The sequence below is a fragment of the Paracoccus angustae genome (assembly GCF_042648745.1).
Taxonomy (GTDB): domain Bacteria; phylum Pseudomonadota; class Alphaproteobacteria; order Rhodobacterales; family Rhodobacteraceae; genus Paracoccus; species Paracoccus angustae.
The window spans coordinates 1-17,019 of record NZ_JBHRXY010000019.1 but is presented as its reverse complement, the minus strand read 5'-3'; the positions used below and the strand labels follow the sequence as shown (position 1 = coordinate 17,019).

The following is a 17,019-nucleotide window of genomic DNA, read 5'->3' as shown; positions in this document are numbered from 1 at the left end:
TCAGCGAACGCGCGCGGCGCCATGTGCCGAGATCGCCGCAGGTCTATGCGGAGATGCCCTATGCGCTGGAGATCGACGATCACACGGTGCGTACCCGCGAGAACGCGCTGATGATGAGCCTGGAGATCGGCGGCATCGACGGGATCACCGCCTCCGACCGAGACATCCTCGATCTGGCCCGCAGCTTCGCGGCCATCCTCGACGGGCTTGATGACCGGTTCAGCTTCTACATCCACCGGCTGATGCGGCCCGCCGCGCTCAGCCTGAAGCCCCTTTATGGCGAGGGCTTCGCGCAGGACGTGGAGACAGCATGGCGCGACCATCTGTCCGGCCGCGCCTTGCGCGAGTTCATGCTGGTGCTGACGGTGGTGCGCAACAAGCGGGTGCCGCTCAGGGTGCCGCTTTTTGCAAAGGCCGCCGGGCGGCTTCTCGACCGCAACACCGCCGAACGCCTGGGCGAGCTCCGCGAGGTCGTCTCGATCCTGGAAACCAGCCTGCCGCTCAAGGCCCATCGCCTCAGGATCAGCGACGGCACGCTTCTCGGCTTTTACGCGGCCATCAGCACCGGGTTTTACCGGCCCGAGTATCGCGGGCTGCACACGCTGATCGCCGAGGATGTTTCGCTCCTGTCCGTCCGCTTCAAGGGACCGGTGGCCGAGTTCCGCGACGGCTTTGACGGACCCCGCCATGCGGCCGTCCTGTCGGTCTGGCGCAATGCCCAGCAGACCTGGCCGGGCATGCTCGATGCCCTTGATGCCGGCACCGACACGGTGATCTCGCATTCCTATACGCCCGTTGCCATGACCAAGGTCAGCGAACTGGCCAAGCGCCGCATCCAGCAGATGGAAGCCGCGGGCGATCTGGTCGGCTCCGTTGCCGCCGACCTGCACGAGACCTATGACGATGTGGAGTCGGGCCGCTGCGGCTTCGGCGAGCACCAGATGACGATCACGGTCTTTGCCGAGAGCCGCGCCGCGCTGGAGGCGAAGGTATCGCAGGTCCGCAGCGTGGCCGAGCAGGCCAAGGTCAAGCTCGTGCGCTGCAATGACACGATGGCTGCCACCTACTTCGCGGCCCATCCCGGAAACCGGGACTACGAGATCTGGAACCCGCTCACCAAGTCGATCAACTTCGCCGACATGGCGTCCTTCCACATGGCGAGCGCGGGCACCCGGGCCGAGGCCCTGCCTTGGCGCACGCCGGTCACGGTGTTCCAGACGGCAACGGGTGCGGCACATCGCTTCAGCTTCCATGCGCCGGGCGATCCCAAGGCGGAGCCCACCATCGGACACACGCTGTTTCTTGGTCCCTCGGGCAGCGGCAAGTCCTCGCTAATGGCGTTTCTGGCCGCGCAGGCACAGCGAACGGGCGCCCGGATGATCCTCTTTGACAAGGACCAGGCACTGCGCATGGCGATCACAGTGCTCGGGGGCCGGTATGCGGCCATTCGCGCGGGTCAGCCCACCGGGCTCAATCCGCTTCTGACGGAGCGCGGCCCACGCGGCGAGGCCTGGCTTCTGGACTGGCTGGCCCGGCTGGTCGAGCGCGACGGCCCCCGGCTCACGCCGCAGCAGGCCGAGGCGCTGAAAGGCGCCGTGCGCCAGAACGGCCAGGCACCGGAGGCGCTCAGGACATTTGCCCATTTCGGGGACCTCATCGGGGATGTGGGTGATGGCCGCGAACTCGCGATGAAGCTTGCCGAATGGGCACCCGAGGGGCGCTACGCCTGGGTCTTCGGGGAGGCCGATCAGCCGGTGATCGATCTCACCGCGGCCGTGACGGGGATCGACCTGACCGAGATCCTGTCCATGGCGACGGAACGCACGGCGGTGCTGTCCTACATCTTCCGGCGCCTTGAGCTTCTCTTCGAGGAGAAGCGCCCGACCCTTCTGGTGATCGACGAGGCGTCCACGGTCTTTGACGACACGTTCTTCGCCCGCTGGCTGCCGAAGTGGCTGGTCACCGTGCGCAAGCTCAATGTCGTGGTCGTGCTGCTCACGCAGTTTCCGTCCCAGATCCGCGACAGCCACTCCGGCTCGATCATCCAGGCCATGCCAAACCAGATGATCTTTCCCAACCGGGCTGCCGATGTCGCGGACTACGAGGGCTTCGCCTTCACCGACAACGAACTGCACTTCATCCTGACGGGACGCACGGCCGAGCGCCAGGCGCTGTGGCGCCACGGTGACGACTCCACGATCCTCAACGTCGATCTCGCGCCGCTCGGCTCCCTCCTGACAGCGCTTGGTGGGGGCGAGGCTGGCCACCGAGCCTTCGGCGCCGACTATGCCGCGCGGCCCCACTTCTGGAGAACCCACGATGCGTAAGCTCCTGATACTCGCGGGCCTGACCGCCCTGCTTGCGGGCTGCGGCGACCCGCCGATCCGCAAGACCAACTGCTGGTCGGGCATGGCCTTCCTGGCCACAAGTCCCTGCAATTAGGAGGACGTGCGATGCAGGCCTGCGTTTCCGCTCCCGCCTGCATCCTGATCGCCCTTGTGGTAATCCCCGCAGGCGTGGCGGGACAAGGCGTGCCGGTGATCGACGCCAGAAAGGTTGCCCTCGAGGTGCTCGGTCTGCGCGAGGAGGCGGCCCGGACAGGGGAGCTGCAAGCCAAGAACGAGGAACGGCTGAGGCAGATCGGCGCGCGGGGCGATCAGCTGGCAGCGGCGCAGGAGACGCTCGATCTTCTGTCCGAGACTTCCCGCTTCGTGCCGGGCCTCGAAGCCGCAGGGCTCTCAGGCGATGGTGCCTTCACGGGTACTGCGGAAATCTACGCCATCCCCGACAACAACCCTTATGCTGCCCGCATCATGGGTGATGCGCCCCTCACGATCGAGCAGATGATCGCGGACACCGCGCAGGCGCATGCCGGCCACCCGGCCCTGGCGCGGGCGGGGATCGATGCGGTCGAGTTCCGCTGCTGGCTGCAGGCGCTCGTCAAGCAGGAGTCGAACTTCTCCATCGCCGCCCGCAGCCACGTCGGTGCCTTCGGGCTGACCCAGATCATGCCGGGCACTTTTACCGAGCTGGGCATTCCCGACGATGGCAGCCGCCAGGATCCCCGCACCCAGCTTGATGGCGGCGCGCGCTATCTCCTGAAGGGGCTCGGCATGTTCGGGAGCATGCCGCTGGCGCTCGCCGCCTACAATGCCGGACCCGGCGCAGTTCAGAAACACGGAGGCATTCCGCCTTTCCGGGAGACGCAGAACTACGTCGTCAAGATCACTGGTTACTACAACCGCTACGCGGCCCGGATGGGTGGGGACGCCCACGCCATCGGGACACTGGACCCGCGCGATATGGCGATTGCCGAGGCATCCAACGTCTCGGACGCGGCCGGGGGCTATGCTGCGGTCAGCCTGAACACCATGGCGGGCTCCATGGCCCGGCTGCAGGACATCCTGCGGCAGGTCGAGACGACCCGGTCCGCGAAGGCCGCCATGGACCTGAACACCTATGCCCGCGCCGAGGTGGCGCGCATGGCGGTGATCCTGACCCGGCTGCAGGCAGTGGAGCGCAAGGTCGAGGCCGCCCGCACCGCGCTGCTCCTCGAGGCCTATGCGCGGGACGAGGATTACCTGAACATGAGGATCGACGGATGAGACGGATCTCGAAAGCACTCGCACTCGGCGCCCTGTCCGGCGTCCTGGCCCTGCCCGCCGGCGGACAAGGCGTGCCCACCATTGACGCAACAAGCCTGGCCAAGCTCGCCGAACAGCTGACCGAGGCAAAGCTGCAGTTGAAGGAGCAGATCGCCCAGAACCTCAAGCTCGACGAGCAGACGACACAGCTTCTCCAGCAGATCGTGCTGCTGCAGGACCAGATCCGCGCCTTGCGCGATGGGCTCACCCTGGCCGACCTCGGCGTCGATCCCGAGAGCTTCCTCCGTGACATCCTGCCCGGGTTCTCGGACCTGACCACCTCGGTCGAGGCCGCGCGCAAGGGCGACTGGACCCGTGTGCTGGCCTCGGGCGACATCTTGGGCAGCGGGCGCACCGTCACGGGTCATGTGGACGGCACCTTCGCGACCGCGGGCCTTACGCGAGAGCGCGTCGACATACTGGCCGGGAGCGAGGATCACGCAGCGGCCAGGATCGGGCAGTCCGCAAACGTCAATGCCTTCATGAGCGTGGCCGCGGAAAGCTCGGCACAGGCGGCGACGGACAGCCTGACGCGGCTCGATGGTCTCGTGCAGACCATCCCTGACACGGCCGGGCTGAAGGAAGCCATCGATCTCAACACGCGGGTCACCGCCGAGCTTGGCATTGCGCTTGCCAATGTCTGGTCGATGGAGGCGATCCAGACGGTCGGTCAGGGTAACATGGGCGTCATGGACGCGGCAACCGCGGCCGACGAGGAAAGGTACCTGCGCATGAAGCTGGAGGACTGACCATGAGACGGACGGCATTGCTGAGCGGGCTGGTGATCCTGGGCATTGGCACGATGGGCCTGGCGCAAACCTCCGGAGCGCCTCCTGACCTCCCCGAGCCGGAACTGCAGGAACTCTTGGACCAACAGGCCGAAATGAGCGAGGCGGAACGGAAAGCCGAGGAGGATTTCCTGAACCTCGACCTGTCATCCGATGTTGACGTGTCGAGTGTCGAACGGGTGCCAAGCGCAGATCAGAACCAACCGAACCGGACCTGCGAGCCTACACCGGAGATGAATGCCAATCTGCGCCGATCCAATAAGCCTGGCGATCGCGCCTACCGAGACATTGCGGTTTATCTTTCAACGACGAATGTCATCGCAACACAGGACTGCACCTGTGCCGGAAAAATCATCCCACACGAGACGGTGGTCAGGTTCGAGGTTCGGTTGCGCAAGGAATTGGACGTGGATGTCCTTACGCCTGACCACACCCGCGGCCTCTACGAAGCCTACGAACGACAGATCAAGATCGTCGACGCCATGTGTGGAGAATACTGATGGCCTTGGTGGAAACCATTCTCGGCGACCTGGACGCAGCAGTCCTCGACGTTGGCGAGACATACTTCACGTCGACTGCCGATGCTCTCGACCCCATGCTGACGATCGTGACCACGCTCCTGATCGCCTTGGTCGGGGTCAACATGGCGCTTGGGGCTTATCGGCTGTCCATGCGCGATGCTTGGCAGGTCGTGTCAAGGATCGTGCTGGTCTTCCTGTTTGCCCGCTCCTGGGCGAACTTCGGCACGATCTATGATGCGCTCTCTTCAGGCGCGGGCAATCTTGCCCTTAGCTTCTTTCACGGCGGGGCAGCCACGCCCGAGGCGGCCATGGACAAGTTCGCGGTGCAGATGTCGGATGTGGCGGACGGGGCCGCGGCGGCTCAAAGTGCCATCGCCCGGGGCGTGATCGCCGGGTTCCTGTTCATCATCTTGTCGATCCTGATGGCGGCCTATGTGCTGATCGTCGGCTTCTCGAAGATCATGATCGCGTTCTTATTGGGTGTGGCACCGCTAGCGATGATTGCCACGCTGTTCGAGCGCACCAAGAGCCTCTTCGAAGCTTGGCTCACCTCGTTCGTAGGATACCTGCTTTACCCCATTGCGGCAGCTGCAGTGATTGGCGCGGTTGTCGCAATGGCCGAAGCGCAGTTCAGACCGCAAGCCGAGGTGCGGGATTTTTCCATGATCCTCGGTTTTATGTGCGTCGCCTTTGTGGGCATCTTCGCACTGCTGGCGATCCCGACTGCGGCGGCCAACATCACCGGCAACTTCAATCTGGCCAACTTCGCCCCCGAGGCGGTGCGGCTGGTCGGGCGTCCGGTGCTGCTTCCTGCAACTGCGGCCGGAGCCGGGATACGCAGGGGAGGAGAGGCGCTCAAGGCCCGTGGGGAGGCCCTTCTATCCGGGGTTGTCACGGGCAAGACGCCGATGCTTGCCGCCCGTGCTCGGGACCGAGCATGGGCCGAGAAGGGTGCCGATCTGCGCGCCAAGCTGCGCGGCATCAACATCATGCGGGGCAAGGGTGACAGCAGCCAATGAGGCATCCAAGTTCTGGAGAAGACCATGAAGGACGGCGAGGCTGACAGCAGGACGATCCTGGAAACCGAACTGATCTTCGGTGTCCGCCGGCGCGAGCGGTTGGCATGGGGTGTGGCCATCGGCGGGGTTTTGGTGGGCCTTGGCGGGGTCGCCGTCGCAGGGCTGACGCTGCCCCTGAAGGAAACACAGGCTTTCGTAACCATCGTGGACAAGGACACCGGTCTGGCTGAGCGCGCGGTGCGGATCGAGGCGGCCGGTGTCGAGCAGGGTGCCGCTGTCGAGCAGTCGCTCCTCTACAACTACGTCAAGAACCGCGAGACCTATGACGAGGCCGACAACGAGGCCCGCATCCTGCGCGTCTACCGCATGTCCGCGACCCGCGTGCAGGCGGCGCTGAAGGCACAATGGAACAAGACGAACCCAAACTATCCGCCGCTGATCTATGGCGCGAGCGGCAAGGTCGTCGTGGATGTGCTCTCGATCACGCCGGTCGCCGAGAACACCGCCCAGGTCCGCTTTACCAAGCGCCTCGAGAAGCCCGGCGAGCCGGACAGGATCGGCAAGTTCTATGCCACGGTCCGCTATGCCTTCGAGCCCACGACCGCGAGTGCGGTGGAACTCGTCTGGGAGAACCCCTTCGGCTTCACCGTCACTGATTACCGCATCACGGCGGAAAGCTTTGAGGCTCAGGATATGGAGGTCCGGCCATGATCCGCTCCGTCACCATCGTCGCGCTGCTCGCGCTGTCCCTGCCCGCCCTGGCCTATGCGGAAGCGCGCCCCCGCGCGGGTGGAAATGACAGCCGCCTGACCTATGCCACCTTTCAGGAGGGGCAGGTTTATACCATCAACACCCGGGTCCGGAACGTCACTCTGGTCGAACTTGGGGATGGCGAGACGATCCGCTCGATTGCCATCGGCGACAGCGAGGCCTTTCAAGTCGAGAAGCTTGAAGGCTCCAACGTCTTTACCGTCAAGCCCGTCCTCGACGGCGTCAGCACCAATCTGACGGTTGAGACCAACCGGCGCTTCTACTTCATCCATGCCGTGGAGTCCTCGCGGGCCACGCCCCACTGGTCGGTGAAGTTCACCGTGCCGGGCAGCGGCGGGTCTCGTTCCCGCGGGGCGGCCGCGGCAGCGGCAATCCCGGCTGAGGTGCCGATGACCTACCGCGTCCTGAGTCGCAGGGGTGCCGCGGAGTTCGCGCCGATCGGGATCTCGGATGACGGCAAGCGCACACTGTTCCAGATCCCGCCGGGCGCGCCGATCCCGTCGGTCTTCCGGGCCGATGCAAGGGGCCGGGAGTACAGCGTCAACACCAGTGTGAACGGCACCGTCATCACCGTCGGCGCGCGCTCGGAACGCTGGGTACTGCGCCATGGCGACGCCCATGTCTGCGTGGAGGGCACGAAGCCTGGTGCCGGGCAGAGGACGCGCTGATGGCAGAAGCCGATCCCCTGCAGGAACGGCTGCGCCGGATGCAGCCACCGGCAGCCAGGCCGCCCCTGTGGCGGCGCTTGGCGCTGCCTGCGGGGATGCTGGCGGCGGGACTTGCCGGGGGCGCCTATGTGGCGACGGTGGTCCCATCGGGAGATCCGGCTCCGTCTCCCCTGCCGACCTCGGAGGTTCGCGAGTTCCAAGACGACAGCGGACTTGACGGCTTCACGCTGACCGAGAACGAGCCAAACCCTGCGCAAGCGCTGCTGGACACGCGCACCGAGGTACGAACGGTTGCCGATCCGCAGGCCCCGGCTGATGCGGCGGCAGCGCGCGCGGCCCTGGAGCGGGCCAGGGCTGAACTCGCGGCGGTCCGGGCCGAGTTGGCCGCAGCCAGAGCCAACCCGGAAACCTCCGCCGCCGATCTCGAGGCATTGCGCGCGGAGCTGGACCAGCTGAAGGTCGACATGGCCGGCAAGGACCAGGCGCTCGATGAGCTGACCCGCGAGAACCTGCGCCTGCAATCCGATCTGGACCTTGCTGCCGAACTGGCCAACCAGACGCAGGTGCAGGCCGATCTGGAAGCGCAGCAGCTGGCAGAGCTTGAGCGGCGCCGAACCGAGATGGAAGCGCGCCGTGCCGAGGAAGAAGCCCTGCTGCAAGCCCGCACGCAGTCGGCGATGGTCGCTTATCGTGCCGGCGGCGGCAGCGGGACAGGGGAAGACAGCGGGGCGGGCGGCACCGACGAGCGGTCTGACGCCGCCGAGCGCTTCCGGCGCGCGGGCCGCTCCGAGGCCGTCCAGTCGGAGGTCATTTCCGAACCCTCGCGAACCGTGGTCCAGGGCACGCTCATCGAGGCCACGCTTGCCAACGCCATCTCCAGCCAGCTTGAAGGCAATGTCGCGGCCACGGTCAGCTATGACGTCTGGTCGATGGACATGGCCAATGTCCTGATCCCGCGCGGCTCGCGGCTGTTTGGCCGCTACAGCTCGTCCATCGAGAAAGGCCAGCGGCGGATCATGGTGGCCTGGGACCGGGTGGTGACGCCGGACGGGCAGTCGGTCGACCTTGCCGCCTACGGGACGGACCGCGTGGGCCGAGCAGGGGTGACGGGCCGGGTCAACACCCGCACACTGGCACGCTTTTCGGCGGCGGCAGCCGTGTCGATCATCGGCGCCGCCCCTGCGGTGCTCGCGGCCGCCGTCGAGGAGGGCAGCGACGACGGGATCGCCCGCGACACTGCGGAAAACATTGGCAGCAACGCCAGCGATGCGATCGGCGGGGTGATCAAGGACTACATCGACATCCCTGCCACGATCAGCGTCGATCAGGGCGCCGTGATCATGGTCATGGTGAACGCCGACCTGGAAATGCTCCCATGACGGAGGTGGGCCACCTGGAAACCCGGCTTGGCATCCTGCAGCCCTTGATCGGCGACGAGGCCACCATCGAGATCGCCATCAACGCCGACGGCCGGGTCTGGGTCGAGCGTGCAGGCGACAGTCATATGTCCTTGGCCGGGATCATCCTCCCGCCCGTGGAGGTCAGGGATCTGGCGGGTCTGATCGCCAACAAGCAGCGCCTGACCCTGACCGACAACCAGCCCGCGATCTCGACCACCGTGGAACTCGCCGGAGCAGCCCTGCGCTGCCAAGCCATCATCCCGCCCGCCTCGGCGGGGGGCACGGTGATCTCGGTTCGGGTGTTCCGCCGCAGGGAAGCCGGCACTGCCCCCCGGCCCTTCCACTTTTTGCGCGACCAGACCGTGTCGCTGGAAGCAGAGCGGCTGGAACTCTTGCGCGCGATCCGCCGGATGGCGCTCGAAGATGAGGATCCCGACACCTTCCTGCGGGCCTGCGTCGAGGCGCGCATGAACCTCGTGATCTCGGGGGGCACCTCCTCGGGCAAGACCGAACTGGCGCGGCGGCTCCTGTGGATGGTAAAAGACGAGCATCGCCTGGCCCTGATCGAGGATGCATCCGAACTGCTTCCCGGCCAGGAGAACACCGTCAGCCTGATCGCCGAACGGAATGAGGCCTCCGCGCGCTCGACCGACAGACTCCTGGAAATGACCCTGCGCCTGCGCCCCGACCGGATCATCCTGGGCGAACTCCGTGGAACCGAGGCGGTCACCTTCCTCGAGGCCATCAACACCGGTCACGAGGGCAGCGTCACCACCATCCATGCCACAAGCGCGCGCAAGGCCGTCAACCGGCTGGCCTTCCTGGTGATGCGCGCGGGCATGCCGCTGACGCTGTCGGAGATCCGCGACTATGTTCTCCAGTCCGTCGATGTCGTCGTGCAGACTGGCCGGATCGGCACCGGGCGGGGCATCCTGGAGACCTGGTTTCCGGGGCTCGAGGGGGAAAGGCCATGACCCGCCTGAGCGTTGCGGTCCCGGCCGGCCTCATTACCGGAGCCTTTGTTGGCCTGATGATCGGCGGCCTTTGGCTGCAGTGGCAATCGGGCACGAACCCCAACGCAGGGCATCCGTTCGTGCTCCTCACCGATTTCCCGGGTTTGCGGGCGGCGGGACGGGAGCCGTGGCGATCAGCCTACGGGATCGTGCTGGCGGGTGCGGTGCTGCTGGGAAGTGTCGGAGCCTTCCTGTCTGTCTCCCGACGGCTGACCACCTACGGCAAGGCGCATTTCCAAAGCCGCCGCGAAGTCCGGCGGAACGGGCTCGTGCAACCCCTGGGATCGGGTCTCGTGTTCGGCAAGTTCGGCAAGGCGCACAAGAGGGGCCGCTTTGTCTGCGGCAGCTACGACAAGTTCCCGCACGCCCTGGTCGCGGCGCCGACGCGCTCGGGCAAGGGCGTAGGCTATGTCATCCCGAACACGCTCCTTTTTCCAGGCTCCTGCGTCATCATGGACGTCAAGGGCGAGATCTTCGAAGCCACCTCCCGGCACCGGCAGGCCGGGGGAGACCGGGTGTTCCGCATCGCCCCCTTCGATTTCGACCATTCGACACACCGCTACAACCCGCTTGAGCGGATCGGCCGCATTGCGGACACCGATCAGCGCTTCACTGAGCTTTCGAAGCTTGCCAGCTATTTCCTGATCCCGAAGACCGAGAAGGGTGGCGCGTCGGACTTCATCGTGGGCGCGCGCCAGCTGTTCGTAGCCGCCGGGATGCTGGCCATCGAGCGTGGCACGGCCAGCATCGGTGCCATCGCCCGCCTTCTCTTCGATACTGCGAACAAGGAAATCGCCTTCCGCAGGCTTGCGGGCGAGACGCGCCACGCTCCCTCGGCCACGATCTTTCTGAACTTCTCGGGCTACTCGGACCGGACGCTGTCCTCCTATGTCTCGGTCCTCGACGGGGCGGGTCTGGGTTTGTGGCTGAACCCGCGCATCGACAAGGTCACGGCGGTCAACGACTTTTCCTGGAACGACATCCGCCGCAGCCCGCACGCGGTCTATATCGTCGCCAATTCCGACGACATCCCGACGCTTTCGCCCCTCTTGCGGCTGATGTTTGGCGAACTGATCGCTACGATGCGGGCGCGCATCCCCGATCCGAAGCTGGAGCCCTGGCCCGTGCAGATCATCCTCGACGAGTTCGACCAGCTTGGCCCCATGCCGATCATCGTGCAATCGCTGAAGCAGCTTGCCGGTCATGGCGCGCGGGTGTCGATCATCACCCAGTCGGTGCCGGGGCTGGAAAGCATCTACTCCGAGAACGAGCGGCTGTCGATCGAGGCGGCCGCCGGGATGAAGCTCTATATCGCGCCCAACGAGAAAAAGACCGCCGGCGAGGTGGCCGAGGCCCTGGGCAAGACCACCCGGCTGGCGCTGAGCGACAGCTACTCGCAGGACGGCAAGGGTTTGTTGAAGCGGTCGGTCTCGCGGCGCAACGAGGAGCGTCCGCTGATGACACCCGACGAGATCCGCAGGCTCGCCCCGGACAAGGTCATCCTGATCCCCGAGCGGCAGAACCCCATTCTGGCTGACCGGATCGTCTATTATGAGGACGCCCGGTTCAAAGCCCTTGTCGACGCCCAGAAGGGACCGCTGCCCTATCCCGATCCCCTGCGGGACGAACTCGACACCCTCCGGGCGGAAATGGCCGCGCTGCGCGATGCCCGGGTCGTCTATTCTTCGAGACGACCTCCCCATCCGGCAAGGGAGCCCGCGGCGTCAACCGGGCATCTGGCGCAGACGGTCCTGGAGGAGGCGGATGTCCCGGCGGGCTCCGATGTCGTAGACAATGACGTTGCTGCAGCAGTCCAGGCCGGGATGGACGATTTCGATCGCCAACTGCGGGAAACGAAGGCCGCTGCCGTTGAGATCGACTTGTCGTGAGCAAGGACACGATGCCGGTGTCCCCGGGGCTTCGATCCGGCTCGGGATTGGTGCCCCGCGGCGTCACCCGTCCGGGAACAGGATCGCCTCGATGTCCATGGCGCCGTTCACGACATGCAGGACCGTGATCCGCTCAGGGGTGACGCGATAGAAGATCAGATAGCGCCCATGCACCCGGCGCCGAATGCCGTGGCGCTCATGGCGGGGCACGATTGGCCACGCCAGCGGCATCTCCGCCAAGTCCATGCAGCACTGGTAAAGCTCCCGGATGAAGGTCACGGCGCGGGCAGGATTGTCGCGCGCGATATAATCGCCGATCCCCTCCAGGTCCGCCTCGGCCGTGGCGGTGATCTCGACGATCATTCCGTGCCGCGCGGCCATGCCTCGTATCTGGCTTCCAGCCGCGCCGCCACGTCCGCAGCTGGCCGCACCCGCCCTGCGTCGGCATCGGCCATGCCACGCGCCAGAGCCTGGTCCAGCACGGCCAGGCGCATCTCGCGCTCCTGGATCAGGCGGATGCCCTCGCGCACGACCTCACTTTTCGAGTTGTAGCGGCCGCTTTCGACAAGCTCCGCCACATAGCCTTCAAGCTTCGGTCCAAGTTCGGCACTCAGCATGTCCTGCTCCTTATGCTGGAACCAAAGTGGCAGCATTCATAACAGTTATCAACTCACACTTTTGATCCGCAACATCGGGTACTTTCTTGGCTCCCATGTCGTGGCGCCAGCGACAGCGTCGTCAGGCACGTCCCGACCGATCAAACGCCGCTTGCCGCCCTTTCAGAGATCCAGATCGTGATCCTTGCGGCGCAGCTCGTGCTGCGGTGTCTCACGGCTGTGTTCGCGCGCCAGGAGCCGTTCCCGGGCCAGCTCGGCCTGCCGCCGGGACAGCCCCATGCTTTCGTGGCTCTCGGCCGCCGCCACCAGGGCACGGGCAATCTCGCGCCGCTGCACCGGCTCGGGGAAGTCGGAGGCCAAGGCCCGATCATCGCCTGAAGCGATCTGCGCCATGATCGTCTCGCCGTAGCGCTCCTTCAGGTCGGTGGCAAAGCGCTCGGCATGATCCTCCCGCTCGAACTCCACCCGGCCGTGCCGGTGGTGCACCGTGGCCAGCGTCTCCAGGGTGCGGACCAGGCGGTCGTCGTCTTGCTGGTGCGCGGTCCTTTCGATCGCACCGATCCCCAGGGCCCCGTCCAGGATTGTCGTGGCCCGGGCATGGAAGCGGTCCAGAAGATCTGCGGCCTGCGCGCGCCCCTTGGCGTCCTCCAGATCGAGCCCTTGCGCGGCCGAGACGGCCTTGAGATCCGCCTTGACCCATTCCCGCTCCTGCCAGGCATTCGCGGCGCGATGCTCGAGCCGCCGCTCCATTGCGCCGCGCTCGATGCCCACCGCCTCGGCCGCCGCCACGACTGCCGCGCGGATCTCGCGGGTGGTCTCTCCACTCAGCACCCGTGTCGCGCTGCCCCGGGTAATGGCGTCCCCGTCCAGTTCGGTCCGGTAAAGCGTCGAGCGCGGCGGCTCCTGCACCAGCTCGGCCCCGCGCGCATCGCCCAGATCGCGCAGGATCGCCGTAGTGACCTTGGCCAGTTCGTGGCGCATCTTGCGCCGGTCCTTGGGTCCCAACGTGGCGATCTCGCCCTCGACCCGGTCGAGCCAGCCCGAGAAGACCCGGTCCAGATCCTGCCGGGTCCGCGGGCTATCCGTGTTCTGCACATCCATCATCTCACCCTCCAGGGTTTTCGAACTCACGATGCCGCCCGCCTCCAGGATCGCCGCGGCCCGCTCCATGCCCATCTTGACGTCCTCCAGCCGGGCGAGGCTGGCGATCCCGGCCAGCGTCCTGAGCGTGGCCGCACTGCGGGTGACCACTGCCAGCCCCTCCTCAAGCGCCGGGCCCTGCAGCGCCCGCTCGCGCACCGGACGATGCTCGCGCGCGGCGCCCTCGATCTCGGCGCGGCTCGGCCCATAGGTCAGGATGCCCCGCTCGAGCCGCGAGGAGGCATCAAGCTCCACCCCCATTCCGCCCGCGATCTCGACCAGGCGCTCCTTCATGATGGCGAGGTTGAAGGCATGGTCCTTCGCCATGAAGAACCAGGTGCCCTCCTCGAGCCCGCGGTTGTTCACCACGATATGCACATGCGGATGCGAGCGGTCGGTATGCAGCGCCGCCACATAGGCCCATTCATCCTGCATATGGGTGCCTGACTGGAACATCTCGAAGGCCCAGGCCTCGGCAATCCGCAAGGCCTTCTTGGGCGAGAGATCATAAGGAAAGGAGAGGAGCAGATGCGTGGTGTGGCCGTTCTTGGGCTCGCCCCGCCAGCCGTCCGACCACTCGAGCGCGATCGCGCGGCGCTGATCGGCCGTCAGCCCCTCCGCGTCGGGATCAAGCCCGATGGTGTTGCCGAACACGGCCTCGGACTTCGTGAAGAGATACCGGAGCTGCGCCTTGAGCCGACCCGGCGTCTGCGTGCCGCCGCGGGCGATCTTCTTCAGCACCGCGGCGTTCGAGCCCTGGCCGACCCGCCACAGATTGCGGGCTCGCGCCGAGAAGGACGACCCCCCTGCCCCGGACCGGCGTCCCCGCGCCTTGCCGAACCCGCTGTCCCGGGCCACGCGGCCGCCGGCGCGGCGCAGCCGGATCTCGCCGATCAGGTCATCCGCGAGGCTCGCCACGCTCGGCCTCCCTCCATTCGGCAAAGAGCCGGATGCCGCGCCGGCGCTGCTCGTCCACCACCGCCCGAAGGTAAGAGCGCATCTCCGGCAAGGCCTGCCGCAAGGCACCGAATGCCGCCCAGTGCTCATGAGCCGGATCGATCCGGCCCTGGCCCGCCGCCAGGGCGATCTCGTTCACGGCGACGCCGATCTCGTGCAGCTCGGCCCGGATCGCCTCCAGCCCGCTGGCCGTCGCCGGATCCGCCTCCAGCAGGCCCGAGGCGGAGCGCACCAGGGCGCGCAAGGCGTCTGAATTGGAACTGAGTCCCCGCTGGTCCTTCAGCGCCTCGAGGGCCTGCACTTCAGCAGGCGAAAGCCGTGCAGACACGGACTGGCCCCTGGTAGTGGCGGTCTCCCGGCTATGGGAAGGAGCGCTCGGGCGGGTCTTGCCGGCTGGATCGCTTGGTGTGCGCTGTGATGTAGGCGACCTCCGCCTACCGCTGGAGCGCGTCGTGCCTGCCGGGGTCTGGGTCGTGTCTCGAAGGGCCATGGGGCGCTCCTGTCCACTGGTGTAGACATTGCGCATTTCCTGCCATGCCTACCCCTCACATCTTCTCATATTTTGGCGGTTCTGTCACGGGTTTTGTCCCGCACAGAGAGGAGATCACCCCCACACCATCAGGAAGCGTCTGATAGCTTCTCAGGAGGTCGTCAGCCCGATGGCTTGGTCACCGCCGAGGCCGAGCCAAGCGACGCTTCTCGGCTTCGCCGCTCGACCTGACCGCACTGCTCTACCCCGGCGGGTCCCTGCTGAACAGAGGGCTCGGGCAATAGGTCACAGCGGGTGAGCCGCAGCCTCCAGGAGCCATTGCTAAAGAGCACTGCCCCCCTGCCCGAAAGAACAACTATCTCCTGAGGCCCGACGCAGACATAAAGGTCTTATCAGCCGAGCGGGTGTGTGTGGTTGGTTTCAGAGTGTTCCCGCCCGGCTGAGAGATCCCCCATCCGTGAGGCGTGGTGCCATCGGTGTCGGAGGCGGGAAAGATCTCCGGGACCCTTTCGTGAAGCACGGGCGCGCCTTCGCCTGGGTCCTTGTTATCGGGATCCGCTGTTACGTCCTGTTGTCCGACAGGGTGCTGGCCCGGCGGGGCGGTGGTGCCTTTCTGATCCGCGTCCGGATGAAGGGTGCGGCGCGCTTGCGGCCGGGTCCTTCAAGCTCCAGGATGAGCGTCTCCAATTCGCCGATCTGCTTTCTGATCCGATCGATCGTCTCCTCACGCTCTTGGCTGGACATTGGCAGCCGACCGATGTTGGCCCGACACAGCATCACGGCCGTGTTGGCCGCCGACAGGTTGGCCTGCAAGGCGCTGTAGGTGGTGATCCGGTAGCTCATGCCCGATCCTCTTATGCGCTATTTGCATAAGGCAGACCCGGTTAAGGAGCCGTTAAGAGGACCGGATGGTGCCGACCGATCTTGTGAAGAGGTCCGCACCCGCAGCACGTTTGCGGCAGGGCGGCGACCGCCTCGTCGTCTCAGACGGCCTGCAGATCGACCGCGCTTGTCTTGCCGTTGCGGCCGGTTTCCAGCTCAAAGGAGACTTTCTGCCCATCCCGCAGCGTGTCCAGTCCGGCGCGCTGAACGGCCGTGATATGGACAAACACATCCCCGCCTCCGGCCTCCGGCTCAATGAAGCCATATCCCTTGTCGGTGTTGAACCACTTGACTGTCCCGCGCGCCATTGTCCCTCTCCGCTGCACAACAAGACCTTGCTTGGCATAGCGCTCAGCCGCGCAGCAAGAGATTTCTGATCGGGGGCCGGCAGAGCAAACCTGCTGCGGCCACGTCCGAGGCGACGGCTCGGCCGGGCCCGGGGGACTGCACGCGTTGCACAGGCGACAGGCGGGACGGACCTGTCCCTATTCTGCGAGGACCCTATCTCCAAGCCGTCGTCGTCACACTGCGGGAACGGGTCATGGGGCAGTGTGCGATTGAGCATCTCGCCGGTCGCGTTGTGCTCGCGTCTTCCCTATGCTGGGCGCAAAGCAAGGAAGGGCCATGATCATGACGAAGGGCTATTGGGTCGCATTTGCCGATGTGACCGACCCGGAGGGCTACAAGGATTACATCGCAGAGAACGGCAAGGCCTTTCGCAAGTATGGCGGGCGTTTCCTGACGCGCGGCTCCAAGAGCGAGGTCTCGGAAGGCAACCCCCGCTCCCGCGTGGTGGTGATCGAGTTTCCGAGCCTTGATGCAGCCGTGGCCTGCTATGCCTCACCCGAATATGAGGAGGCCATGCGGCTCAGAGCGGGCAAGGCCATCATGGACCTGGCGATCGTGCCCGGATACGAAGGACAACAGCCGGACGAGACGGCCTGACCGGAGTGAACGGGAAGCAGCACGCCCTGTTAGATCTTCGGGCGGCCCCTCGTCTCGAAGCCGCCCATGCGAGATCAATATTCGTCGGGCAGACAGACGGTGAGGATGCGGATCGTCTGCTCCGGATCGCTTTCCACCTCCGGTCCCATCAGCCCGTCGGTGTCGTAAAGGTCGATCTTCCAGTAGATGCGCACGGTCTCGTCTCCGTGCGGCACATCCGGCATGCCGAAGCTGCGGACGCCATCGGTGCCATGATCGTCCATGACCGCCGCGTC

Annotated in this window: 19 protein-coding genes; 12 read left to right on the top strand and 7 right to left on the bottom strand. The window is 65.9% G+C overall.

What is annotated here, in order from left to right; all coding sequences use genetic code 11:
* The first annotated feature begins 53 nt into the window (after positions 1 to 53).
* Genes ACFOM8_RS16700 through ACFOM8_RS16650 form a run of 11 tightly spaced genes read left to right on the top strand, consistent with a single transcriptional unit; the run spans position 54 to position 11,713 of the window.
* Positions 54 to 2,327 (top strand): VirB4 family type IV secretion/conjugal transfer ATPase, encoded by a 2,274-nt coding sequence (locus ACFOM8_RS16700; RefSeq protein ID WP_377763217.1) that lies wholly within the window; start codon positions 54 to 56, stop codon positions 2,325 to 2,327.
* Positions 2,320 to 2,442: a lipoprotein gene (locus ACFOM8_RS16695; RefSeq protein WP_377763215.1), complete on the top strand. Its 123-nt coding sequence runs from the start codon at positions 2,320 to 2,322 to the stop codon at positions 2,440 to 2,442. Before ACFOM8_RS16700 ends, ACFOM8_RS16695 begins: the two co-directional genes overlap by 8 nt.
* A gap of 11 nt (positions 2,443 to 2,453) precedes the next feature.
* Complete coding sequence (locus tag ACFOM8_RS16690; RefSeq protein WP_377763214.1) at positions 2,454 to 3,605, top strand: transglycosylase SLT domain-containing protein; 1,152 nt, start codon at positions 2,454 to 2,456, stop codon at positions 3,603 to 3,605.
* Positions 3,602 to 4,393 (top strand): type IV secretion system protein, encoded by a 792-nt coding sequence (locus ACFOM8_RS16685; protein WP_377763212.1) that lies wholly within the window; start codon positions 3,602 to 3,604, stop codon positions 4,391 to 4,393. The genes ACFOM8_RS16690 and ACFOM8_RS16685 overlap by 4 nt, the downstream gene beginning before the upstream one ends.
* Positions 4,394 to 4,395: 2 nt before the next feature.
* Positions 4,396 to 4,932: a hypothetical protein gene (locus ACFOM8_RS16680; RefSeq protein ID WP_377763211.1), complete on the top strand. Its 537-nt coding sequence runs from the start codon at positions 4,396 to 4,398 to the stop codon at positions 4,930 to 4,932.
* Positions 4,932 to 5,972, top strand: coding sequence for a type IV secretion system protein (locus tag ACFOM8_RS16675; protein WP_265501430.1), 1,041 nt, complete (start codon positions 4,932 to 4,934; stop codon positions 5,970 to 5,972). The genes ACFOM8_RS16680 and ACFOM8_RS16675 overlap by 1 nt, the downstream gene beginning before the upstream one ends.
* A 24-nt stretch (positions 5,973 to 5,996) precedes the next feature.
* Positions 5,997 to 6,683: a virB8 family protein gene (locus ACFOM8_RS16670; RefSeq protein ID WP_265501429.1), complete on the top strand. Its 687-nt coding sequence runs from the start codon at positions 5,997 to 5,999 to the stop codon at positions 6,681 to 6,683.
* Positions 6,680 to 7,411 (top strand): TrbG/VirB9 family P-type conjugative transfer protein, encoded by a 732-nt coding sequence (locus ACFOM8_RS16665; protein ID WP_265501428.1) that lies wholly within the window; start codon positions 6,680 to 6,682, stop codon positions 7,409 to 7,411. The genes ACFOM8_RS16670 and ACFOM8_RS16665 overlap by 4 nt, the downstream gene beginning before the upstream one ends.
* On the top strand, positions 7,411 to 8,790 hold the full coding sequence (locus tag ACFOM8_RS16660; protein ID WP_377763209.1) for a TrbI/VirB10 family protein: 1,380 nt from the start codon (positions 7,411 to 7,413) through the stop codon (positions 8,788 to 8,790). The genes ACFOM8_RS16665 and ACFOM8_RS16660 overlap by 1 nt, the downstream gene beginning before the upstream one ends.
* The gene (locus ACFOM8_RS16655) at positions 8,787 to 9,785 is read left to right on the top strand and encodes an ATPase, T2SS/T4P/T4SS family (RefSeq protein WP_377763207.1); all 999 of its coding nucleotides are present in this window, start codon (positions 8,787 to 8,789) and stop codon (positions 9,783 to 9,785) included. Before ACFOM8_RS16660 ends, ACFOM8_RS16655 begins: the two co-directional genes overlap by 4 nt.
* A complete protein-coding gene (locus ACFOM8_RS16650; RefSeq protein ID WP_377763205.1) occupies positions 9,782 to 11,713 on the top strand; it encodes a type IV secretory system conjugative DNA transfer family protein in 1,932 nt (643 codons plus the stop codon). The genes ACFOM8_RS16655 and ACFOM8_RS16650 overlap by 4 nt, the downstream gene beginning before the upstream one ends.
* 63 nt (positions 11,714 to 11,776) lie before the next feature.
* On the opposite strand, the gene ACFOM8_RS16645 is transcribed toward ACFOM8_RS16650, so the two are convergent.
* From ACFOM8_RS16645 to ACFOM8_RS16620, 6 genes are all read right to left on the bottom strand, one after another.
* Complete coding sequence (locus ACFOM8_RS16645; RefSeq protein ID WP_265501426.1) at positions 11,777 to 12,094, bottom strand: type II toxin-antitoxin system RelE/ParE family toxin; 318 nt, start codon at positions 12,092 to 12,094, stop codon at positions 11,777 to 11,779.
* A complete protein-coding gene (locus tag ACFOM8_RS16640) occupies positions 12,073 to 12,366 on the bottom strand; it encodes a type II toxin-antitoxin system ParD family antitoxin (protein WP_377763203.1) in 294 nt (97 codons plus the stop codon). Before ACFOM8_RS16640 ends, ACFOM8_RS16645 begins: the two co-directional genes overlap by 22 nt.
* A 126-nt stretch (positions 12,367 to 12,492) precedes the next feature.
* Positions 12,493 to 14,388 (bottom strand): relaxase/mobilization nuclease domain-containing protein, encoded by a 1,896-nt coding sequence (locus ACFOM8_RS16635; protein ID WP_377763202.1) that lies wholly within the window; start codon positions 14,386 to 14,388, stop codon positions 12,493 to 12,495.
* The gene (locus ACFOM8_RS16630; protein ID WP_377763200.1) at positions 14,369 to 14,755 is read right to left on the bottom strand and encodes a hypothetical protein; all 387 of its coding nucleotides are present in this window, start codon (positions 14,753 to 14,755) and stop codon (positions 14,369 to 14,371) included. Before ACFOM8_RS16630 ends, ACFOM8_RS16635 begins: the two co-directional genes overlap by 20 nt.
* 723 nt (positions 14,756 to 15,478) lie before the next feature.
* Entirely contained in the window at positions 15,479 to 15,760 is a 282-nt protein-coding gene (locus ACFOM8_RS16625; RefSeq protein WP_306609326.1) for a hypothetical protein, read from the bottom strand.
* Positions 15,761 to 15,900: 140 nt separating this feature from the next.
* Positions 15,901 to 16,107 carry a cold-shock protein gene (locus tag ACFOM8_RS16620; protein WP_306609328.1) on the bottom strand — a complete coding sequence of 69 codons (207 nt, stop codon included), beginning with the start codon at positions 16,105 to 16,107 and terminating at the stop codon, positions 15,901 to 15,903.
* A gap of 316 nt (positions 16,108 to 16,423) precedes the next feature.
* Here ACFOM8_RS16620 and ACFOM8_RS16615 point away from each other — a divergent pair, with 316 nt between their 5' ends.
* The gene (locus tag ACFOM8_RS16615) at positions 16,424 to 16,744 is read left to right on the top strand and encodes a DUF1330 domain-containing protein (protein WP_306609330.1); all 321 of its coding nucleotides are present in this window, start codon (positions 16,424 to 16,426) and stop codon (positions 16,742 to 16,744) included.
* Positions 16,745 to 16,818: 74 nt separating this feature from the next.
* Here ACFOM8_RS16615 and ACFOM8_RS16610 read toward each other — a convergent pair.
* A partial coding sequence (locus ACFOM8_RS16610) for a DUF3768 domain-containing protein (protein WP_377763198.1) occupies positions 16,819 to 17,019 on the bottom strand: 201 nt, incomplete at its 5' end.